Here is a 19,904-nt window from a genome sequence, read left to right as displayed (position 1 = left end):
CCGGACCGGGGCGTCATGCGGCGCACGACGCCCCGGTCCGGGCGGGAGAACGGCGAGGGACGGCGAAACGGCGATCAGTCCACGCGGTAGTGGCAGCCGAGCGACCGGCGGTTCTGCATGGCCGCGATGGTGATGGTGTAGGCGGCCTGGCAGCCGTGGAACAGGTCCACGATGGCCTTGGACAGGGGCGTTTCGCGGTAGAAGTCGTGCAGGTGCTTGTTGAGCTCGCGCAGGTCCTCGAAGGCCCGCTTGAGGCGAGAGCCCGAGCGGTTGATGCCCACGTAGTTCCACATGGTGTTGCGGATGGTGGCCCAGTCCTGGGCGATCAGCGCCGGGTCCTCGTTGCGGTTGGACCCCGGGCTCACCCAGTCCGGAATGCTGTCTACGAGCCGGCGGCCGAGCGCCGCCTTGTGCCCGGCCCGCTTGCCGATGTCCTGGCCCACGCTGTAGCCCCACAGCAGGCACTCCAGAAGCGAGGTGCTGGCCAGGCGGTTGGCCCCGTGGATGCCGGTGCAGGCGCACTCGCCCGCGGCGTAGAGCCGCTCCAGGGTGGTGCGGCCGGTGTTGTCGGTGAGCACGCCGCCGCAGAAGTAGTGGGCCGCCGGCACCACCGGGATGGGCTGCTTGGAGATGTCGATGCCGAGCTGCAGGCAGCCCTTGTAGACGGTGGGGAAATGCTCTTCCAGGTTCTTCACGTAACTGGCCACGTCGAGGTAGACGCAGTCGTGGTCGGTCTTGAGCATCTCGGCCAGGATGGCCCGGGTCACGATGTCGCGCGGGGCCAGGTCCGCCCGGGGGTCGTAGCGCTGCATGAAGGGTTCGCCCCGGTCGTTGACCAGCCGCGCCCCCTCGCCGCGCAGGGCCTCGGTGACGAGCAGCCGGCGCTCGGCCCGGTGGAAAAGCGTGGTCGGATGGAACTGCACGTACTCCACGTTCATGACCTTGGCGAAGGCGCGCGAGGCCATGGCCAGGGCCGAGCCGATGGAGGATCTGGTGTTGGAGGTGTGGAGAAACAACCTGCCGCAACCGCCCGTGCACAGGACCGTGAAGTCGGCCAGGATGGTTTCCACCTGTCCCGAGACTTCGTTTAAAACGTAGGCCCCCAGGCACTGGTTGAGCAGCTGGTACTTGAATTCCAGGAGCGTGGCGTGGTGGTGGGAAGTGAGCAGGTCCACGGCCGTGCGCCGGGCCAGGACCTTGATGGCGGGATGGGCCTTGACCGCGGCCATGAGCCCTTCCATGATGCCGCGCCCGGTACGGTCGGCCATGTGGAGGATGCGGGCCACGCTGTGGCCGCCCTCCTTGCCCATGTGCCAGCCGGAGCCGTCGCCCTTGCGGTCGAAAGGCAGCTTCAGGCGGTCGATGAGCAGTTCCTGGACCACCTGCGGCCCGCGCTTGGCCAGGTACTTGACGGCCCGGGGCGAGTTGTGCCGCCAGCCGCAGGTGAGCATGTCGCGCTCGAGGAGCTGGGGCGAGTCGTCCGGGCCGCGAAAGACGATGCCCCCCTGGGCCAGGGCGCTGTTGCCGTCGTCGAGATCCTCGCCCGAGGTGAGCAGGATCACTTCCAGGCCGTGGTCGGCGAGCGTCAGGGCGGCCGTGAGCCCGGCCAGTCCCGACCCCACCACCAAGGCGCCCGCATGCATGCGGTAGACCATCGCGCGTACTCCCTGTTTGCGGCCCCGTGAATCAGGCCGAAATTTCCAGCATCTTGGCCACCGCCGCCGTGGCCGGCCCGCGCACGTCCTCGGGCACGGTCACGGGCGTGGCGGCGTCCAGGGATTCGAGCAAGGCCAGCAACTTCTCCTCGCTGCCCCTGGCCATGTTGGAGCAGCCGGACACGCACAGCGGCCGGATGGTCTTTTCGCCCTGCCAGCGCCGGGCGAGCCGTGAAACGAGATTGATTTCCGTGCCGATCACGATCTCGGCCCCGGCCGGGGCCTCGGTCACGTACTTGATGATGAACGAGGTGGAGCCGACGGCGTCCGCGGCCTTGACCGTCTCCGGGGAGCACTCGGGATGGACCACCACCTTGGCCCCGGGATGGGCGGCGCGCACGGCGGCGATATCCCGGGCCTTGAACCGGGAATGGATGACACACTGACCGGGCCACAGGAGCACCTCGGCCCGGGACGCGGCATCGAGGTCCAGGCGCGAACCACCGCCGCGCACGTCCAGGATGTGGCGCTTTTCCGGGGCCACGCCCAGGACGTCGCAGGTGTTCTGGCCGAGCATCTTGTCGGGCAGGAAAAGCACGCCGCGCCCCTGGTCCAGGGCCCAGCGGAGCATCTTGCCGGCGTTGGCCGAGGTGCACACCGAACCGCCCCGCGCCCCCACAATGGCCTTCACCGCGGCCGAGGAGTTGACGTAGGTCAGCGGCAGCACGTCGCGGCCGGCGGCGGCCAGGCGGTCGAGCACGGTCTCCACCAGGGCGGCCGGGGCCATCTCCGACATGACGCAGGCGGCGTCGGGCGTCGGGATGTGCACGCGCTGGCCGGGCTTGGCCAGCATGGCCGCGGTCTCGGCCATGAAGAACACGCCGCAAAACACGATGTCCCGGGCGGCCAGCCCGGCCGCCTTGCGGGAAAGCTCCAGCGAATCGCCAAGGATGTCGGCGTGGGCCACCACCGCGTCGCGCTGGTAGTGGTGGGCGAGGATGGCCAGGGAGTCGCCGCGCTGGCGGCGGATGTCCGTGATGCGCTGCGTGGGGGATGCGTTCATGAGGCGGTGGTCTCCTTGAGCAGCATGCTGAAGTCGGCGCTCGGCGCGGAATGGGTGATGCGCCCCACGGACACGAAATCCGGGCCCAGGGCGGCGATGGCGGCCAGGGCCGGCAGGTCCACCCCGCCGCTGACCTCGGTCTCGATGCCCGGCGGCACCATGGCCAGGGCCTGGCGCATGGCCGGCGCGTCCATGTTGTCGAGCATGATCCGTGCCGGCCGCTCGGCCACGGCCTGGCCGACCTCCTCCAGGGTCCGGCATTCGATCTCCACCGGCGGCATTTCCTCCATCCGGCCCCGGTAGGCCCGGCGCAAGGCGGCCATGGCCTGCGGGATGCCGCCGGCGCGGTCGATGTGGTTGTCCTTGAACATGAGCATTTCGGCCAGGTTCTTGCGGTGGTTGACGCCGCCGCCGACGGTCACGGCGTATTTTTCGGGATAGCGCAGGCCGGGCAGGGTCTTGCGGGTGTCGAGCAGGCGCGTTCCGGAGCCGGCCAGGGCGGCGGCGGCCTGGGCCACGCGGTTGGCGATCCCGGAGAGATGGCACAGGAAATTGAGCATGACCCGCTCGGCCTTGAGCAGCGTCACGGCCGGGCCGTCGATGGCCGCGACCACGGTGCGGTCGGGCACGGCGTCGCCGTCGGAGGCGAAAAAGACCGCCCGGCAGCGCGCCGCCTCACCCATACGCTCAAGGACCAGGGGCAGGATGGGCAGCCCGGCGACGAGGGTGTCCTGCTTGGCCACGATGCGCGCGGCCAGCCGGTCCTCGGGGCTGAAAACGGCCAGGGAGGTCAGATCCGGCCCGTCCTCGTCCAGGGCCAAATCGATGGCCCGCAGCAGGAAGTCCCGGGCGGGACCGGTGAAAAAGGCCTCGAAGCGGGAGTCGGTCATGGCTGCACGCGTCCGGGTATGGGGCCGGGGCCGGAACGCCGGGCGTCCGGGCCGGGCCGGTGGGGGAAAGGCGGGCGGCGGGGCAGGCCGCGCCGGGGCGCTTTCCGAACGGCGCGGCCTGGCGATGCGCCAAGCCGCGTTGGAAAAAATAGCTTTTTTGCCGGGTCGCGGCAAGCGGGAGGGGCTGGGAACTTTTGTCCGTCGCCCCGGGAAGCCGGCCGGGCGGCAAGGCCCCGGGGGGGCGTCGCGCCTGGACTGAAGGGACGTGTCATATTGACCCGGCGCACGGCCGCGAACCGGTCAAAATTCCCTGGCGAAGCTTACGACCGGCGCTTGCGCAGTCGCTCGAGCCGGGCGGCCAGGCGCGGCTCCTGTCCCTGGTCCTTGGCCGTGTAGTAGCTGCGGCCGACCAGATCCTCGGGCAAGTAGTCCTGGTCCACCCAGGCGTCGGGGTAGGCGTGGGGGTATTTGTACCCCTTGCCGAAGCCCCATTCCCGCTGGAGCCGCGTGGAGGGATTGCGCAGGTGCAGGGGCACGGGCTTGACCCCGGACTGCATGATGTCTTTCTTGGCGGCCAGATAGGCGGCGTAGGTGCTGTTGCTTTTGGGCGCGAGCGCCAGATAGACGGCGGTCTGGGCCAGAGGGATGAAGCCCTCGGGCATGCCGATCTTCTCCACGGCCTCGGCCGCCGAGACGGCCAGGGGCAGGGCCATGGGATCGGCCAGGCCCACGTCCTCGGAAGCGGAGATCATGAGCCGGCGGCAGCAGAAACGCGGGTCCTCGCCGGATTCCAGCAGGCAGGCCAGATAGTACAGGGCGGCGTCCGGGTCGCTGCCCCGGATGGACTTGATCATGGCCGAAGCCAGCTCGTAGTGCGAATCGCCGTCGCGGTCGCCCCGGGCCAGGGCCTCGGGCAGCTGCTTTTTGAGCTCCTCGGCCGAGAGCTTGTCCCCGGGCAGGGCGGCGGCGAATTCCACGAGGTTTAAAAGCGTGCGTCCGTCGCCCGAGGACAGCATGGCCATGACCTCGAGGCTCTCGGGCGAGAGGTCGAGCCCGGCCTCCCTGGCCCCGCGCTCGGCCAGAACCAGCAGTTCGGCATGGGAGAGCGGCCGCAGCCGAAAAACGTGCAGCCGCGACAGAAGCTGGCGCGTCACGGAAAAGGACGGGTTTTCGGTGGTGGTGGCGAGCAGCGTGATTTCGCCGGTTTCGAGCAGCGGCAGGAAGAAGTCCTGCTGGGCCTTGGAGAACCGGTGCAGCTCGTCGAGGATGAGGATCTCCTTGCCCTTGATGCGATCGCGCAGGGCGGATAGCCCGGCCTCGGGCGCGCTCACCCGCACGTAGGGCCGACCCTTGGCCCGGGCCAGGATCAGGGCCAGGGTGGACTTGCCGCAGCCCGGCGGCCCGAAAAAGAGCAGGCTCGGCAGGCGCGGGCCGGACAGGATGGCGGTCAGCCGGGAGATGACGTGGGTCTGGCCGACGAAATCCGAAAGCGCCGCCGGGCGGCTGCGCTCGGCCAAGGGCCGCTTCTCGTTGCCAAGCAAATCCATGCACAAGCCTTCGTCGTGGTTGGCGGCGCTCGCCCGGGGCGGGCCGCGGGTTACTTCGGGGTCGCGGCGTCGCCGCCGGCGGGCGCGTCCGAGAGGCCCGGCGCGGCGACCTCGCCGCCCAACGCGGCGACCTTTTCGGCCAGGGGACGGTGGCGCACCAGGAGCCGGGGCGGCCCGGCGGCCGGGGTCTCCAGCACGACGTCGGCTTCGCCCCCGCGCCACAGGCACACTGCCAGCCCGGCCCCGTCGCGGCAATAGGGCCGGCCGAGGCGTTCGGTCAAGCGCCGCCCCAGGGCGTCCACCTGGGCGGGCTCGGCCAGGACGGCGGAGGCGGCGAAAAAGCGGCCCTCGAAAAACCCGAGCGTCGCCTCGGCCAGGGCCGCGCCGGCGAACTCCCCGCCGCCCCCCGGCGGCGCGCAGTAGGCCAGCTTTTCGGCCAGCCCCTGGGGCAGGGGCACGGCCAGGGCGACGCAGTCGGCCGGACGGCCCTGGCCGAAGCGCAGGCCGCCGAACTCCACGACAGGCTCCGGGCCGCGCGAGCAGGCGCAAAGCGCCGCCAGGGCCAGGGCCGCGACGAATCGCCCGGCATGCTGCCGACGCCCCCTGCGCGCTGCCGGCGTCTCCTGCCCGGAGCCGGGGATGCCCGGCCCGCCGCCCCCAAACGGAGCCCTGGCCCCCCGCTCTGTCCTGGCGTCGCCGCCGCCGAAAAGTCCAGCCGACCTGGATAAGAATTTTACATGCAGCATCGCTTTCCCCAGCCTTTTGCGGCAAGATTCAAACGCAACGCCTCGCGCAACACGACAAAAGATTATTCAATTCTTTCCTAAACTCTTTTTCATTTTCGCATCACAATACAATGCACGAACATCCTCTGAACATCCTACCCGATGCGGCAGCTTGACAGCTTCATTCAATATGGTATTTTCGTTTACAGATTGGTTGCCGCTTGACCATTTTAAACTAGGCGAGAAGCAGCTGCGGTCGGCATTCTCATACACAAATTCATAACGATTCCCGGCGACAAGCCTCCGGGCCTCCGCCTGCCGGAGACGCCCGGGGCCGGTGCGGCCGACACTCCAAGCGGCGCAAGCCCAAGCGCCGGCCCGCACGCTCCGCTGCCGGTCCGCGCCGCCGGGACGCGCGGCGAGGCCCGGGAAAGCCGGGTCCGGGGACGGCGGACGCTCGCCCCTTGCCGGAAAGCCGCCGACGGCCCAGCCGCCATGTACCAACCATCGCGCCGAGGGCGTCAAGCCCGGAAACGGGCCGGCGACGACGCTTCGCCCCGCAAGCCCTGGCAGGCGGGCCGTCGCCCCCAAGGAGACCCATGACGTTTTTCGCACGAAAAGGCAGTCCCCGGATTTTCGTACGCCCGAAACGCCGCCGCGTCGGACTCGTTGCGGCCGGCGTCCTGCTTCTGGCCGCGGCGGCCGTTCTGTATCCCCGGCCGGACCGCAACGTCGCGCTGCCGCCGGCCGCCCTGCCCCACGCCGGCTGCCCGCCCTGGGCCGAAGGGCTGTGCGAGCCGCGCGCCAACCTCTTCGAACGCGCCGCCGGCGAGGAACCGGCCGAGGACCCGTCCAAGGAGGTGCTCGTCGGCGCGGTCAAGGCCGGCCAGACCCTCGGCGATCTCCTCGGCGGCCATGTGGACGCGGCCGCCCTGGGGGCCCTCGCCCCGCCCGAGGATTTCGCCTTCGAAAGCCTGCGCACGGGCCAGGCCTACCGGGTAACCCTGCGCGACCGGGAATTCGTGGCCTTCGAATACGACGTGAGCCCCACCGAAACGCTGGTCATCGACGGCCGGGACGGCGAACTGGCCGCCCGGGTCGAGACCAGGGAAAGCGAGGTCCGGCGGGAAGTCATGGCCGGCACGGTGGATTCGAGCCTGTTTCGGGCCGTGGAAGAGGCCGGAGGCACCGCCGAGACGGCCGTGGCCCTGGCCGACGTCTTCGCCTCGGACATCGACTTCTGCCGCGACGTGCAGCCCGGCGACAGCTTCCGGGCGGTGGTGGAACGGCGCTACGTGGAAGGGGAATACGTCGGGACCGGCCGGGTGCTGGCGGCGCGCTTCGTCAACCAGGGCAAGGTCCACGAGGGCTTCGCCCTGACGGACGGCAAGGGCAGGGACAGCTACTGCGACGCCGACGGCCGGCCGCTGCGCAAGACCTTCCTGCGCGCGCCGTTGTCCTTTTTGCGCATCACCTCGCGCTACTCCGGTTCGCGCCTGCACCCCATCCTCAAGGTGCGAAAGCCCCATTTCGGCGTGGACTACGCCGCGCCGACTGGCACGCCGGTGTGGAGCGTAGGCGCGGGGGTAGTCGTCGAGCGCGGCCGCAATCCGGCCGCCGGCAACTACGTCACCGTGCGCCACGGCGCATCCTGGGCCACGCGCTACAACCACCTGAGCCGCTTCGCCAAGGACCTGGCCAAGGGGGCCAAGGTGGACCAGGGACAGGTCATCGGCTACGTGGGCCAGACCGGCTACGCCACCGGGCCGCACCTGGATTTTCGCGTCTACAAGGACGGCAAGCCGGTCAACGCCCTGGACAATCCGCAGATGACCGCCGATGCGCTGCCCGCCGCCGCACTGGCCCGCTTCCGGCGCGAGGCGGCGCGTCTGGCCGCACTCATGGACGGCAAGGAACGTGTGAAGGACGTGGCCGACCGCGAACCCGTCGCCTCGGGCCGGCTTCAGTAGGACAGGCGTTCCAGGATGACGTTGCTGACCAGGAAGCCGTTTTTGGTCAGGCGCAGATGGCCGGCGCTGATGCGGATGAGGCCGTTTTGGCGAAGCGCCGTGACCAGCCCTTCGTTGTCCTTCATGAAATCGCGGCCCGTGGCCTGGCGGTAGGCGGCCAGGCGCAGGCCCTTGGCCGTGCGCAGGGACAGCATCACCATCTCGCGCGCCTTTTCGGCCTGGCCGAGGACCTCGCCGCCCTGGCCGACCTTGCCCGCCCGCACCGCGGCGACCCACTCCCCCAGGTCCGAGGGATTGGCGAAGCGCGCCCCGGCCAGGGTCGAGACCGCCGCCGGCCCCAGGCCCAGGTAGTCCCTGCCCTCCCAGTAGCCGGAATTGTGGCGGCTGACGAAACCCATGCGGGCGAAGTTCGACACCTCGTACTGTAGGTAGCCCATTTCCTCCAGGAGCTCGGCTCCGCGCACGTACATGCGCCCCTGCTCGTTCTCCCCCGGCAGGGCCACGCCGCCGGCGGCCACGTCCGCGGCCAGGGGCGTGCCCTCCTCCACGGTCAGGCCGTAGCAGGAAAGATGCTCGGGCCGCATGCGTACGGCCAGCTTGAGCGTCTCCAGCCAGTGCCCCTCGCGCTGGCCGGGCAGGCCCCAGATGAAGTCCAGGCTGATGTTGGCGAACCCGACCTGCCGGGCCAGGGTGTAGGCGGTCACGGCCTGGGCCGCGTCGTGGGGCCGGCCGAGGAATTGCAAGTCGGCGTCGGACAGGCTCTGCACGCCGAGGCTCAGGCGGTTGACGCCATACTTCAAGAGAAGCTTTAAGTATTGCCCGTCCAGAGCGGAATCGGGATTGGCCTCGAAGGTCCATTCCACGGCCGGGTCGATGTCGAACTGGCGACGCAGTTCGGGCATGAGCCGCGACAGGGCCCAGGGCGGCAAAAGGCTCGGCGTGCCGCCGCCGAAGTAGACCGTCTCGAATTTCGGCCGGCCGAGCTTCTTGCCCCAAAGTCGCATCTCGGCGCAAAGCGAGGCCACGTAGGTCTCGACTTCGGCCATGTCGAAAGGCCGGGACACGAAGTTGCAGTACCGGCACTTGCCCCGGCAGAAGGGAACGTGGATGTAGAGCAGCATGGCGCGGCAAAAACGGACCGTCCATCCTCGCGCCCCGGACCGTGGCGACCGGAGCGCGGCACGGGCCTAGGGTCTTGTCCTCGATGTTCGCATCTGTAGGGCCAACGGATGCATGCCGGAATAATTTATTTTATTTCGCAGTCCGCCGACCTGTCGTCGTGCGCGGCTCAGACCGGCGTCTTGCCATGGCCGCAGGGGCCGGCGTGGCCCTCGTGGCTGCCGGTGCGTTCGAAATCCGTCAGGAAGTCCAGGAGCTTCTTGGTCTTGGCCGCGCTGGCCTCGTCGCCGACCTCCTCGAACAGGGCGATGGCCCGGGCGTACCAGACCTTGGCCGCTTCCAGGTCGCCCTCGATGTTGGCGGTCAGGCCCAGCTGGTGCGTGGTCTTGGCTTCGCCCACGACGTTGCCGTGCTTCTCCTCCAGGGCCAGGGCGCGCTCGTACCAGGACTTGGCCGTGGCGTAGTCCTCGGCCAGTTGGGCCACGACGCCGAGCTGGTGGCTGGTGACGGTCATGCCGCCGTCGAGGCCTTCCTTTTCGCTTGCAGCCAGGGACTGCTCCAGCCACTGCCTGGCCGCGACGAGGTCGCCGGCCTCCTGGGCGGCCAGTCCCAGGTTGTGCCGGGTCATGGCCTGGCCCACGGCGTCGCCGGCCTTGGCGAATCCCTCGAGCGCCTTTTCGAAGCCCTCCCGGGCGGCGTCGAGTTCCTTGCGCTCCAGGGCTTCCAGGGCGGCCTGGTGCAGGGCCTCGGCTTGGGCCAGGGCCGCGTCGTCTTGGTTCGGGACGTTCATGGGCTCCTCCGGTGGCCGGTCTTGGGCGCGACGCGCCGACGGCCGTTTGACGTTGCATCACGCCGCACGGCCTGGGTGACGCGGTTTCGCCTCCCGGTCAAGGCTTTTCAGGCTCCTTGGGAGCGGGCGCGGCGGTCCCCTTGACAGGCCGCAGGCAGTCCAGCACGCGCTGTTCGGCCTCGCAAAAGGCCTCGTCGGCAAGCCCGGCCACCGCCTCGCGTTCCACGTAGTGGATGGCCCCGCAGGGGCACATGGCGGCGCAGGCCGGCTCCTGGCCCACCTGGCGGCGGGCGGCGCACAGGTCGCACTTGACGATCATGACGCCCTTGTCCGTCTCGAAGATGGCCATGTACGGGCAGGCCAGCATGCACTGGCGCGACTCGCAGCCCCGGCACAGCATGGGCAGCAGCACCATGGCCCCGTCCACGTCGCGGCGGATGGCCCCGCGCTTGCAGACCTTGGCGCAGTTGGCCTGCTCGCAGTGGCGGCAATACAGAGGGGCCATGAGCCCCGAGGCGGCCCGGATCATGTGGATGCGCGGCACGTCGTGGACGAACCGGCACACGTATTCGCAGGTCTCGCAGCCGATGCACTTGGAATAGTCGATGCAAAGCGTCTTTTGCTTGTCCATGGCGGGCACGTCTCCCCAGGATACGACCTACAACCCCCGCACCCGGGGAGCGTCCTTGAATTGGCCGCCGGGAAACCGGTCGGCCTCGCGGCTGATGAACTCGTCGCCGGAAAACTCCGTCTGGCGGTTCTGCGCCTTGAGCTCGAGCCAGTTGCCGAGCGAGCGCGCGGCCCGAAGCCCCGAGTAGACGGCCTTGCCGATCTTGCTCGGGCCGGTCAGCGCGTCGCCGGCCACGAACACGTTCTCGATGGCCGTCATGTTGAGCCAGCGCACCTCGCCCTTGCGCACGGATTCGAGCCCGAGCTCCTTGGCGAAGGGGGGCGTCGCCACCTCGCCGATGGCCGTGACCACCACGTCGGCGGGGAGCGTTTCGATCTCCTCGCCCCGGGGCGTGCGCCGGCGGAACTCGATGCCCGCGGCCCTGTCCCCGCCCAGGACGCGCGTGGGCGCGCAGCCTTCGTGCCAACGGACGCCCGAAGCCTCCAGCCGCTCGATCTCCAGGCTCCCGCACGGGGCCTCGGCCCGAGTGCGCCGGTAGAGCATGTCCACGCCCGCCGCGCCAAGGGCCGCCGCCCCGTGGGCCACATCCACGGCGGAATGCCCGGCGCCGACGACGACCACCCGTTTGCCGGCCACGTCCGGGGCCTTGACCCCCGGCGCGCAGTAGCGGGCCGCCCGGATGGGGAAGAGGAATTCCAGGCCCGAACACACACCCGGCAGCTCCTCGCCCGGCACCTCCAGCCGGCGCGAGCGCCAGGAGCCGGTGGCGATCATGATGGCGTCGTGCTTCTTGACCATGTCGCCCAGGCCCTTGACATCGGTGCAGAAATGGTCGCCCTCTTCCTCGAACAGCGGCGCGCTGCAACAGATCTTGGTATGGGTGTGGAAGACCACGCCGTAGCGGCGGGCCATGCGCAACGTGCCGGCCTCGATGCGCGCGCTCGGGATGCGGTGCCCGGGAATGCCGAAGAGCATGAGCCCGCCAGGCTTGGGCATCTTGTCGTAGACCTCCACGGCGTGCCCCAGGCACGACAGGTAGCCGGCGGCGGCGAGCCCCGACGGCCCCGCGCCGACGATGCCCACGGACGCGCCGCTCGGCGGCGGCGGCTCGTCGCACAGGAAATTGAAATTCATGGCCTCCATGGCGACCTCCAGTTTGGGCCGAGACTACGCCAAAGCCCGGGCCGACTCAACGGGCCGGATGACTTTCCCCCGGCTTTGTGCCACCACCGTGCCCCGCGAAAAAGGATGGCGTCATGACGGGCATCTATCTCAAACTGATCGCTTCGGCCGCGCTCTGGGGGGGCACCTGGGTGGCCGGGCGGTTCCTCGGCCGGTCCATGAGCCCCTTTCCGGCCGCATTCCTGCGCTTCGCCCTGGCCTCGGCCTTTCTGGTCTTCCTCACGGCCCGCCTGGAGGGGGGCCTGCCGCGCCTGACCCGGGCCAACTTCCCCTGGCTGGCGGCCCTGGCCGCCACCGGCATCTTCGCCTACAACGCGCTCTTCTTCGCCGGTCTGCGCACGGTCCCGGCCGGCCGGGCGGCGCTCATCGCGGCGGCCATCCCGGCCGTGGTGGCGCTTTGTTCCGCCGTGTTCCTCCGGGAGCGCCTGGGCCCGCTCAAGGCCGGGGGCGTCGTCCTGTCCTTTTTCGGCGTGGCGCTCATCGTCGGCGACGGCGATCCCGGCCGGCTCCTGTCCCAACGCCTCTCCACGGGCGATCTGTACATCTTCGGCTGCGTGCTCGCCTGGGCGGCCTACACCCTGGTCGGCAAGAAGGCCATGGAGCGCGTGGCCCCCTACGGCGCGGTGGCCTGGTCGTGCATCCTGGGCGCGGCCATGCTCCTGCCGCCGGCTGCGGCCACGGGCCTGGCGAAGGAGGCGGTCGCGGCCGGCCCGGCGACCTGGGGCTGCCTGCTCTTTTTCGGCGTGCTGGCCACAGGGTTCGGCTTTTCCTGGTACTACGAAGGGGTGAAAGCCCTCGGCCCGACCCGGGCCGGGGTCTTCATCAACCTCGTGCCCGTTACGGCCGTGTTCCTCGGCTGGCTGCTGCTCGGCGAGCCCCTGTCCGGCGATTTGATCCAGGGGGGATTGTGCGTGCTGGCCGGGGTTTGGCTCACCAACCGGCGCCCAAGGCCTTTGGAAAGCCGATAACGGTCTTGCGCTTGGGCCGTCTTGAGGCTAGAGGAAACAGCAATTTCCCGCCTGGAGTCCGTTGATGGAGATGCCCGCATGCCCGGCGACCGTGCTGGTCGTTGATGACGCGCCGTCCAATCTGGCCATTTTGACCGAGACGCTTCGCGGCGAGTTCGACGTGCGCATCGCCACGAGCGGTCCGGAAGCCTTGCGCCTGGTGGACGCCTCCGCGCCGGACCTGATCCTGCTCGACATCCTCATGCCCGACATGGACGGCTACGAGGTCTGCCGCCGCCTCAAGGCGGACCACACCACCAGGAACATCCCGATCATCTTCCTCACCGCCAAAAACGAGGTGTCCGACGAGACCCTGGGGCTGGCCCTCGGCGCGGTGGACTACATCACCAAGCCCGTGACCGTGCCCGTGGTCCAGGCCCGGGTGCGGGCCCACGTGGAGCTCAAGCGCCGGGGCGACCTGCTCGAAACGCTGTCCATGCGCGACGGGCTGACCGGCATCCCCAACCGTCGGCGCTTCGACGAGTGCCTGGAGCGGGCCTGGCGACACAGCATGCGCTGCGCCACGCCGCTGTCCGTGATCATGGCCGACATCGACGACTTCAAGGCCTACAACGACGCCTACGGCCACGTGGCCGGCGACGCCTGCCTGCGCCGCGTGGCCATGGCCCTTTCCGAGGTACTGCGCCGTCCGGGCGATCTGGCGGCGCGCTTCGGCGGCGAGGAATTCGCCATCGTGCTCGAGGACACCGACCTTGCCGGCGCGATGCACGTGGCCGAAGCCATGCGCCTTACGGTCAGGGCGCTCGGCATGGAGCACGTCGGCTCCCGGGCCGCTCCGGTCGTCACGGTGAGCCTGGGGGTGGCCTCGGCCGTGCCCGTCGGCGTGCTGCTGCCGGAATCGCTTCTCCTCACCGCCGACCGCATGCTCTATCAGGCCAAGCTGGCCGGCCGCGACAGGGTCGTTTCCGACTGCCTGCCCCTGGCCTGCTAGCCTGCCTCCCTCGAAGCGGGGCCTTTTTCAGAAAATACAATTATCGCAGCCTTTTTGCGCGATTTTCGCGAAAAGAGGCCTCGGGAACGCAACGCGCCCCCGCTTTGCCGGCCCCCCCCGCGCGGCCTTGATCGGCCGCGACAACTCTGCTATCCGGTTACGGTTCCTTCGCGCCCTGACGACACCCCGCGCCGGAGACACCGGCGTCGTCGGATACGGCCTTGGCCCCGCACCGTCCAACTCAAACCCCGGGAGCGTACCATGCGCAAGCGTCTTGGCCTTCTTCTGGCCGCCCTGGCCGTCTTTGTCCTCGCCTGCGGCGGCGTGGCCGCGGCCGAGGAGAAAGTCTACGTCAACGGCATCGACTTCGGCTTTCCGCCCTTCGGCTTCGTGGACAAGGACGGCAAGCCCACGGGCTTCGACGTCGAGTCTCTGGACTGGATCGCCAAGAAGATGGGTTTTACGGTCAAGCACCAGCCCATGGACTGGGACGGCATCATCCCCGCCCTTTTGGCCAAGAAAATCGACATCATCGCCTCGGGCATGAGCGCTACGGCCGAACGCGCCCAAAAGGTCGATTTCTCCATCCCCTACTATGAAGTCACCCAGGTGCTGGTGGTGCCGGAAAAGGAAACCGCCTCCCTGGCCGACCTGCTCAAGTCCGGCAAGAAGCTCGGCGTCCAGCGCGGCACGGTCACGGCCAAGCTGCTCGAGGAACTCGTCGCCAAGCCCGGCTACAAGTTCGAGCTCGTGCCCTACGACTCCACGGACCTGTCCATGGAGGACGTGAAGATCGGCCGCATCGCCGGCTCCGGCATGGACAGCACCATCGCCACGGAAGTCATGAAGAACCCCGGCATGAAGATCGCTGGCACCTTCGATGCCGCGCCCGAGAAGTACGGCTACGCCATGCGCAAGGAAGACAAGGAATTCCAGGACAAGGTCAACCAGGGCCTCAAGCTCCTCATGGCCGACCCCTACTGGAAGGAACTCAAGGCCAAGTACGGCCTGTAGCCCTCCCGCCGCCTCGGCCGGGCCGCAGCGACGCGGCCCGGCCGAGGCGCCCCCCCGGACGTGAATTGCATGGAAGGATTCCTCAAGGCCGCCCTGGCATCCTGGGAAGCCCTGCCCTACATCCTGGGCGGGCTCTGGTGGACGGCCGGGCTCATCCTCGGAGCCATGGCCCTGGGCCTGGCCTTCGGCGTGCCCCTGGCCGTGGCCCACGTCTACGGCGGCCGCCTGGCAAGGCGGCTCGTTTCGGGCTACGTCTGGCTCTTTCGCGGCGTACCCATCCTGGTGCAGCTCTACCTCTTCTACTTCGGCATCATGGCCTACTTGAGCGAACTGCCGGCCCTGTCCTTCCTGCCGCTCTCCTCGGGATTTTTTTCCGCCGTGGTGGTCCTCGGGCTCACCAGCGCCGCCTACCAGTCGCAGATCTTCCGCGGAGCCATGCAAAGCCTGCCCGCCGGGCAACTGAAGGCCGCCCGGGCCCTGGGCCTTTCCGACGGCCAGGCCATTCGGGCGATCATCCTGCCCCAAGCCCTGCGCCTGTCCATCCCGGCCTGGTCCAACGAATATTCCATCCTGCTCAAGGACTCCGCCCTGGCGTTCACCATCGGCGTCCTCGAGGTCATGGCGCGCACGCGTTCGGTGGCGGCCGTCACCCACCAGCCGCTGCCCCTGTCCATCCTGGCCGGAGCGCTCTTTTTCTTTCTGACCTGGGCCGGCATCAAAACCCTCAAACGCCTGGAAGCCAAGGTGCGCATCCCCGGATACGCGCACCAGGGAACGCTGTAGCATGGACCAGCCGGCCATTTTGCGCGTCGAGAACATCGTCAAGACCATCGGCGGGCAGCGCATTCTCGACGACGTCTCCTTTGCCGTCAAAAAAGGCGGGCTCAAGGTGCTCATCGGCCCATCCGGAGCCGGCAAGTCCACCCTGCTCTCCTGCATCAACTTTCTCTCGCCGCCCGATTCCGGCGTGATTTCCCTGGACGGCAAGCCGGTCAACGGCAAGAGCAAGAAGGAGCTTTTGGCCCTGCGTCAGCAGGTCGGCATGATCTTTCAGGATTTCAACCTGTTCGACCACCTTTCCGCCATGGAGAACGTGCGCGTGGCCCTGATCAAGGTCAAGGGCCTGGACAAGCGCGCCGCCACCAACCGGGCCATGGAGGAGCTCGCCCGCGTGGGCCTGGCCGACAAGCCGAGCCTGTACCCGGCCCAGCTCTCCGGCGGCCAGAAGCAGCGGGTGTCCGTCGCCCGGGCGCTCGCGCTCGACCCCAAGGTGCTGCTCCTCGACGAGCCCACCTCGGCGCTGGACCCCGAGCTCATCGGCGAGGTGCTCACCGTCATCCGCGACCTGGCCGACGAGGGCATGACCATGGTCATGGCCACGCACCAGATCAGCTTTTCCGCATCGCTGGCCGACGAGTTCCTGTTCATGGAAAAGGGGCGCATCGTGGAGCGCGGCGCGCCGGCCGTGCTGCTTTCCCGCAACTCCGGCAGCCGCACCCAGTCGTTTTGCGCCAAACTGAGCGAACTGGCCGGCGACGCCTCCTGCGAGATCGCCTCCTAGGACCGCCGCATCATGGAAGGCTTTCTCGACTTCGCCGTAAACCGCATCATCCCGGCCCTGGACGCCGGGCTCTGGACGAGCGTCCTGCTCATCGTCCCGGCCTCGCTGCTCGGCATCGCCATCGGCGTCATCGTGGGCACGGCCCGGGTCTACGCCCCGCGCCCCGTGGGCAAGGCCCTGGACTGGTACGTCTCCCTTTTCCGGGGCACGCCGCTGGTGGTGCAGCTCTATTTCTGGTACTTCGCCCTGCCCTACGTCTCCATCGGCGGCGTGAATCTCGTGCTCTCGCCCATGTGGGCCTCCATCATCGGCTTTGCCCTTTGCAGCGGGGCCTACCAGTCCGAATACATCCGAGGGGGCCTGCTCTCCATCAAACGCGGCCAGTTGCGCGCCGCCCAGGCCCTCGGCATGACGCCCCTGACCACCATCACCTCGGTGGTCCTGCCCCAAGCCTTCCGCCGGGCGCTTCCGGGCTGCGGCAACGAAATCATCTACCTCATCAAGTATTCGTCCCTGGCCTCCATCATCACCGTGAGCGACTTGACCGGCATGGGCCGCAGCCTGGCCAAATCCACCTTCCGCAACACGGAAGTCTTCATCGTCGTGGGGCTTTACTACCTGGCCCTGGTGACCGTGGCCACCTTCGTCCTGCGCGCGGTGGAAAAGCGGCTGGAGCTGCCGGGCTTCGAGACGAAGAAGGACTAGAAAGCCGTGGACGCAAGCCTCCTTGCCGCCCTGTCCCGAGAGCTGGGGCCGGGCCTGCGCTTCGACGACGCCAGCCGCGAGGCGGCCGCCACCGACGATTCGGGGTTGCACGCCCGGCCGGACGCCGTCTTTTTCCCCAAAAACGCCGACGAAGTCGGCCGGCTCCTGCGTCTGGCCAAGGCCCACGGCTTTCCCGTCACCCCGCGCGGGGCCGGCACCGGCCTTTGCGGCGGCTGTCTGCCGGTACGCGGCGGCGTGGTCGTGTCCACGGCGTCCATGGACCGCATCCTTTCCATCGACACGGTCAACGGCGTAGCCGTGGTCGAGCCCGGGGTGGTCACCAAGGCCCTGCGCGACGCGGCCGCGGCCAAGGGGCTTTTCTATCCGCCCGATCCGGCGAGCCTGGCCACCTGCACCATCGGCGGCAACGCCGCCACCAACGCCGGCGGCCCGGCCTGCGTCAAGTACGGCGTCACCCGCGACTACGTGCTGGGGCTTACCGCCGTGCTGCCGGACGGGGAGCTTCTCAAGGCGGGCGTGGCCACGCGCAAGGGCGTGGTGGGCTACGACCTGGCCGGGCTTTTCGTGGGGAGCGAAGGGACGCTCGGGGTCATCACCGAGCTTACGGTCAAGCTCATCCCGCATCCGCGCGCCGTGCGCACCATGGTGGCGCTTTTCACCGACGCCCGGGCGGCCGTCGCGGCCGTGTCGTCGGTGATGACCTCGGGCATCTGCCCGTCGGCCGTGGAATTCATGGACCGAGCCTGCCTGGGGCTGGTGGAGGAACTTTTGCCTTTCGAGCTGCCGGGCCGGGACGCGGCCCTGCTCCTGCTCGAGGTGGACGGCGACGCGGACACCACGGACCGGGACATCGGCCGCGTGGCCTGCATCTGCCGCGACGCCGGGGCGTTGGCCGTGCTGCCGGCCGACGACGCGGATCGGCGGGAACAGCTCTGGGACATCCGCCGCCAGACCTCCACGCGCATCCACGAGAGCGCGCCGGTGTACTTGTCCGAGGACACGGTGGTGCCCATCGCGCGCATCCCGGACCTCATCGCCGCCCTGCCGGGGCTTGCCGCGCGCTTCGCCATGGCGGTCTACGCCTTCGGCCACGCCGGCGACGGCAACATCCACGTCAACATCACCGGCCCGGAAGGCAGCCGCGCACGCGGCCACGACCTCGTGCGCGCCCTGGTCGCCGAGGTGCTGCGTCTGGGCGGCACCATGTCCGGCGAACACGGCGTGGGCGTGACCAAGCAGCCGTTCATCGACATGGAACTCTCGCCCCGGTCGCTCGCCCTGCAACGGGGCCTCAAGGCGCTGTTCGACCCGAGCGGGATCATGAACCCGAACAAGGTTCTTCCCTGATCCCTCTTGCCCAATAAAAACGCCCACGGCCGAAACCCCGGGCGCTTTCATCCCCTCTCTCGGGAGGTCCAGGAGGGGTCGTCCCCCTTCTGGCCGTCGGAGGCGTTTCTTCTCTTTCTATTCTCCCGCTTCCTCGCCCGCCATTCTCTTGAGGCGCGCCAGCAGGTCGATCTGGAAGTCCTTGCGGTCGAAACTCACCATGTAGGGGTTGTCCGAGAACTGGAGCGAATCCACCGGGCAGATCCTGGCGCACTGGCCGCACAGACTGCACAGCGAGAAATCCACGATGAACGCGCCGGGCGTCTTGCAGCCCTTCTGGGGGGGCGGGGCCATCGTGGCCGGGCCGCCCTCCTCGCCCTCCTTGGGAGCCACCGGGCACAGGACGGTGATGCAGTTCGACGGACAGGCCTTGACGCACGCGCCGCAGGCCACGCAACGCGGCACGGCCGGATCTTCTTCCTTGCCGATCAGCTCCACATGGCCGCGAAAGGTCACGAGAGCGTCGCGCTCCACTTCCTCCATGGGATACAGCACGGTCACGCCCGGCTGCACAAAGGCCTTGCCCGTGACGCCAAGGCCGATGACGAGGCTTTTGAGCCCCGTGTAGGCTTCCTCGATGAGCTGCGAAACCGACATGTCAGCCTCCGAATCCGGCCACGATCACGGCCAGGGCAAGGTCAAGAAGCGCCAGGGGCGTGAGCCACTTCCAGCTGAGGTTGAGCAGCTGGTCGAAGCGCACGCGCGGATACGTCCAGCGCAGCCAGATGATGAAAAAGAGGATGCAGTAGATCTTGACCAGAAACCACCACACGCCCGGCAGGAAAGGCCCCTGCCAGCCGCCCAGGAAAAGCGCTGCCGCCACGCCCGAGACGATGATCATGTTGGCGTATTCGGCCAGGAAGAACAGGCCGAAGCCCATGCCCGAATATTCGGTGTGGAAGCCGGCCGTGAGTTCCGACTCGGCCTCGGGCAGGTCGAAGGGGGCGCGGTTGGTCTCGGCCACGGCGCAGACCAGAAAGATGAAGAAGGCCAGGGGGTTTTTGACGCCGTACCACTGCCACGGCCAGCCGCCCTGCTGGGCGGAGATCTGGTACAGGTCCAGCGACCCGGCCGTGATGGCCACGGCCATGACGGAAAGGAGCAGCGGCACCTCGTAGGCCACGGACTGGGCCACGGAGCGGGCGGCCCCGAGCAGCCCCCACTTGTTGTTGGAGCCCCAGCCGGCCAGGATCAGCGACAGGACGCCGAGCCCGGAAAAGGCCAGGATGAGCACCAGCCCCAGGTTCATGGGGATCATGGACAGTTCCGGCGCCCAGGGCAACGGCAGGAAGCACACCGTCACCGGGGCGAAGGCCAGAAGCGGCGCGGTCCAATAGAGGATCTTGTCGCTGCCGGCCGGGGCCACGAGCTGCTTGCCGATGAGCTTGACCGCGTCGACCAGGGGCTGGAGCAGGCCGTGGGGACCGACGTGCAGGGGACCCGGGCGCAGCTGGCAATGCCCGGCCACCTTGCGCTCGACCCAGACCAGCACCAGGCCGTTGAGGCCCACGAAGGCGAAGATGCAAAGCAACCCGATCACCAGGCGCGTGAGCGGATGATCCAGGCTTAAAAGCTGTTCCAGGTTCATCGGTCGATCTCCGGGATGACGAGGTCCAGACTGCCCAGGATGGACACGGCGTCGGCCAGCAGCGTGCCGCGCGCCAGTTCGCAAAAGACGCTCAGGTT

20 protein-coding genes are annotated in these 19,904 nt (G+C 68.7%); 8 read left to right on the top strand and 12 right to left on the bottom strand.

Annotated elements, in window-relative coordinates; all coding sequences use genetic code 11:
- Nucleotides 1-74: 74 nt before the first annotated feature.
- From nadB to Q1K70_RS03050, 5 genes are all read right to left on the bottom strand, one after another.
- Complete coding sequence (nadB, locus tag Q1K70_RS03070; protein ID WP_300155590.1) at nucleotides 75-1,655, bottom strand: L-aspartate oxidase; 1,581 nt, start codon at nucleotides 1,653-1,655, stop codon at nucleotides 75-77.
- 31 nt (nucleotides 1,656-1,686) lie between these two features.
- On the bottom strand, nucleotides 1,687-2,718 hold the full coding sequence (gene nadA, locus Q1K70_RS03065; protein ID WP_300155588.1) for a quinolinate synthase NadA: 1,032 nt from the start codon (nucleotides 2,716-2,718) through the stop codon (nucleotides 1,687-1,689).
- Nucleotides 2,715-3,608, bottom strand: a complete 894-nt coding sequence (gene nadC / locus Q1K70_RS03060) for a carboxylating nicotinate-nucleotide diphosphorylase (protein WP_300155585.1) — start codon at nucleotides 3,606-3,608, stop codon at nucleotides 2,715-2,717. The genes nadA and nadC overlap by 4 nt, the downstream gene beginning before the upstream one ends.
- A 320-nt stretch (nucleotides 3,609-3,928) precedes the next feature.
- Nucleotides 3,929-5,155 (bottom strand): replication-associated recombination protein A, encoded by a 1,227-nt coding sequence (locus tag Q1K70_RS03055; protein WP_300155582.1) that lies wholly within the window; start codon nucleotides 5,153-5,155, stop codon nucleotides 3,929-3,931.
- Between the two features lie 50 nt (nucleotides 5,156-5,205).
- Entirely contained in the window at nucleotides 5,206-5,673 is a 468-nt protein-coding gene (locus Q1K70_RS03050; RefSeq protein ID WP_300155579.1) for a hypothetical protein, read from the bottom strand.
- Between the two features lie 806 nt (nucleotides 5,674-6,479).
- On the opposite strand from Q1K70_RS03050, the gene Q1K70_RS03045 reads away from it, so the two are divergent.
- Nucleotides 6,480-7,850 (top strand): peptidoglycan DD-metalloendopeptidase family protein, encoded by a 1,371-nt coding sequence (locus Q1K70_RS03045; protein WP_300155576.1) that lies wholly within the window; start codon nucleotides 6,480-6,482, stop codon nucleotides 7,848-7,850.
- Here Q1K70_RS03045 and hemW read toward each other — a convergent pair.
- From hemW to Q1K70_RS03025, 4 genes are all read right to left on the bottom strand, one after another.
- Complete coding sequence (hemW, locus tag Q1K70_RS03040) at nucleotides 7,844-8,971, bottom strand: radical SAM family heme chaperone HemW (protein WP_300155573.1); 1,128 nt, start codon at nucleotides 8,969-8,971, stop codon at nucleotides 7,844-7,846. The genes Q1K70_RS03045 and hemW overlap by 7 nt on opposite strands.
- 167 nt (nucleotides 8,972-9,138) lie before the next feature.
- A complete protein-coding gene (locus Q1K70_RS03035; protein ID WP_300155570.1) occupies nucleotides 9,139-9,759 on the bottom strand; it encodes a tetratricopeptide repeat protein in 621 nt (206 codons plus the stop codon).
- 97 nt (nucleotides 9,760-9,856) lie between these two features.
- A complete protein-coding gene (locus tag Q1K70_RS03030; protein WP_300155567.1) occupies nucleotides 9,857-10,390 on the bottom strand; it encodes a 4Fe-4S dicluster domain-containing protein in 534 nt (177 codons plus the stop codon).
- Between the two features lie 27 nt (nucleotides 10,391-10,417).
- Complete coding sequence (locus Q1K70_RS03025; RefSeq protein WP_300155564.1) at nucleotides 10,418-11,533, bottom strand: FAD-dependent oxidoreductase; 1,116 nt, start codon at nucleotides 11,531-11,533, stop codon at nucleotides 10,418-10,420.
- 113 nt (nucleotides 11,534-11,646) lie between these two features.
- Between Q1K70_RS03025 and Q1K70_RS03020 the strand changes: the two genes are divergently transcribed.
- The 7 genes from Q1K70_RS03020 (at nucleotide 11,647) to Q1K70_RS02990 (ending at nucleotide 18,179) form a co-directional block, all read left to right on the top strand.
- Nucleotides 11,647-12,540 (top strand): DMT family transporter, encoded by an 894-nt coding sequence (locus tag Q1K70_RS03020; protein WP_300155561.1) that lies wholly within the window; start codon nucleotides 11,647-11,649, stop codon nucleotides 12,538-12,540.
- Between the two features lie 64 nt (nucleotides 12,541-12,604).
- The gene (locus Q1K70_RS03015; protein WP_300155558.1) at nucleotides 12,605-13,531 is read left to right on the top strand and encodes a diguanylate cyclase; all 927 of its coding nucleotides are present in this window, start codon (nucleotides 12,605-12,607) and stop codon (nucleotides 13,529-13,531) included.
- 261 nt (nucleotides 13,532-13,792) lie between these two features.
- Nucleotides 13,793-14,545, top strand: coding sequence for an ABC transporter substrate-binding protein (locus Q1K70_RS03010; RefSeq protein ID WP_300155556.1), 753 nt, complete (start codon nucleotides 13,793-13,795; stop codon nucleotides 14,543-14,545).
- 69 nt (nucleotides 14,546-14,614) lie between these two features.
- Nucleotides 14,615-15,328: an amino acid ABC transporter permease gene (locus Q1K70_RS03005; protein ID WP_300155553.1), complete on the top strand. Its 714-nt coding sequence runs from the start codon at nucleotides 14,615-14,617 to the stop codon at nucleotides 15,326-15,328.
- 1 nt (nucleotide 15,329) lies between these two features.
- Nucleotides 15,330-16,106: an amino acid ABC transporter ATP-binding protein gene (locus Q1K70_RS03000; protein WP_300155551.1), complete on the top strand. Its 777-nt coding sequence runs from the start codon at nucleotides 15,330-15,332 to the stop codon at nucleotides 16,104-16,106.
- A 12-nt stretch (nucleotides 16,107-16,118) separates the two neighbouring features.
- Nucleotides 16,119-16,811: an amino acid ABC transporter permease gene (locus Q1K70_RS02995; protein ID WP_300155548.1), complete on the top strand. Its 693-nt coding sequence runs from the start codon at nucleotides 16,119-16,121 to the stop codon at nucleotides 16,809-16,811.
- Nucleotides 16,812-16,817: 6 nt separating this feature from the next.
- A complete protein-coding gene (locus Q1K70_RS02990) occupies nucleotides 16,818-18,179 on the top strand; it encodes an FAD-linked oxidase C-terminal domain-containing protein (protein ID WP_300155547.1) in 1,362 nt (453 codons plus the stop codon).
- Nucleotides 18,180-18,296: 117 nt separating this feature from the next.
- On the opposite strand, the gene Q1K70_RS02985 is transcribed toward Q1K70_RS02990, so the two are convergent.
- The 3 genes from Q1K70_RS02985 to Q1K70_RS02975 all read right to left on the bottom strand — a co-directional run.
- The gene (locus Q1K70_RS02985) at nucleotides 18,297-18,815 is read right to left on the bottom strand and encodes a 4Fe-4S binding protein (protein WP_300155544.1); all 519 of its coding nucleotides are present in this window, start codon (nucleotides 18,813-18,815) and stop codon (nucleotides 18,297-18,299) included.
- Between the two features lies 1 nt (nucleotide 18,816).
- Nucleotides 18,817-19,806: an NADH-quinone oxidoreductase subunit NuoH gene (nuoH, locus tag Q1K70_RS02980; RefSeq protein ID WP_300155542.1), complete on the bottom strand. Its 990-nt coding sequence runs from the start codon at nucleotides 19,804-19,806 to the stop codon at nucleotides 18,817-18,819.
- A partial coding sequence (locus tag Q1K70_RS02975) for a hypothetical protein (protein ID WP_300155720.1) occupies nucleotides 19,803-19,904 on the bottom strand: 102 nt, incomplete at its 5' end. The genes Q1K70_RS02975 and nuoH, both read right to left, overlap by 4 nt.

The sequence above is a fragment of the Solidesulfovibrio sp. genome, from assembly GCF_029978005.1.
In the GTDB taxonomy this organism is placed as follows: Bacteria; Desulfobacterota; Desulfovibrionia; order Desulfovibrionales; family Desulfovibrionaceae; genus Solidesulfovibrio.
The sequence above is the reverse complement of the archived record's forward strand: the minus strand, read 5'-3'. Positions and strand labels throughout refer to the sequence as shown.

Bases quoted from the DNA above. Each gene is read 5' to 3' on its own strand.
- nadB (WP_300155590.1), bottom strand. From the start codon at position 1,655: ATGGTCTACCGCATGCATGCGGGCGCCTTGGTGGTGGGGTCGGGACTG.
- nadA (WP_300155588.1), bottom strand. From the start codon at position 2,718: ATGAACGCATCCCCCACGCAGCGCATCACGGACATCCGCCGCCAGCGC.
- nadC (WP_300155585.1), bottom strand. From the start codon at position 3,608: ATGACCGACTCCCGCTTCGAGGCCTTTTTCACCGGTCCCGCCCGGGAC.
- Q1K70_RS03055 (WP_300155582.1), bottom strand. From the start codon at position 5,155: ATGGATTTGCTTGGCAACGAGAAGCGGCCCTTGGCCGAGCGCAGCCGC.
- Q1K70_RS03045 (WP_300155576.1), top strand. From the start codon at position 6,480: ATGACGTTTTTCGCACGAAAAGGCAGTCCCCGGATTTTCGTACGCCCG.
- hemW (WP_300155573.1), bottom strand. From the start codon at position 8,971: ATGCTGCTCTACATCCACGTTCCCTTCTGCCGGGGCAAGTGCCGGTAC.
- Q1K70_RS03035 (WP_300155570.1), bottom strand. From the start codon at position 9,759: ATGAACGTCCCGAACCAAGACGACGCGGCCCTGGCCCAAGCCGAGGCC.
- Q1K70_RS03030 (WP_300155567.1), bottom strand. From the start codon at position 10,390: ATGGACAAGCAAAAGACGCTTTGCATCGACTATTCCAAGTGCATCGGC.
- Q1K70_RS03025 (WP_300155564.1), bottom strand. From the start codon at position 11,533: ATGGAGGCCATGAATTTCAATTTCCTGTGCGACGAGCCGCCGCCGCCG.
- Q1K70_RS03020 (WP_300155561.1), top strand. From the start codon at position 11,647: ATGACGGGCATCTATCTCAAACTGATCGCTTCGGCCGCGCTCTGGGGG.
- Q1K70_RS03015 (WP_300155558.1), top strand. From the start codon at position 12,605: ATGGAGATGCCCGCATGCCCGGCGACCGTGCTGGTCGTTGATGACGCG.
- Q1K70_RS03010 (WP_300155556.1), top strand. From the start codon at position 13,793: ATGCGCAAGCGTCTTGGCCTTCTTCTGGCCGCCCTGGCCGTCTTTGTC.
- Q1K70_RS03005 (WP_300155553.1), top strand. From the start codon at position 14,615: ATGGAAGGATTCCTCAAGGCCGCCCTGGCATCCTGGGAAGCCCTGCCC.
- Q1K70_RS03000 (WP_300155551.1), top strand. From the start codon at position 15,330: ATGGACCAGCCGGCCATTTTGCGCGTCGAGAACATCGTCAAGACCATC.
- Q1K70_RS02995 (WP_300155548.1), top strand. From the start codon at position 16,119: ATGGAAGGCTTTCTCGACTTCGCCGTAAACCGCATCATCCCGGCCCTG.
- Q1K70_RS02985 (WP_300155544.1), bottom strand. From the start codon at position 18,815: ATGTCGGTTTCGCAGCTCATCGAGGAAGCCTACACGGGGCTCAAAAGC.
- nuoH (WP_300155542.1), bottom strand. From the start codon at position 19,806: ATGAACCTGGAACAGCTTTTAAGCCTGGATCATCCGCTCACGCGCCTG.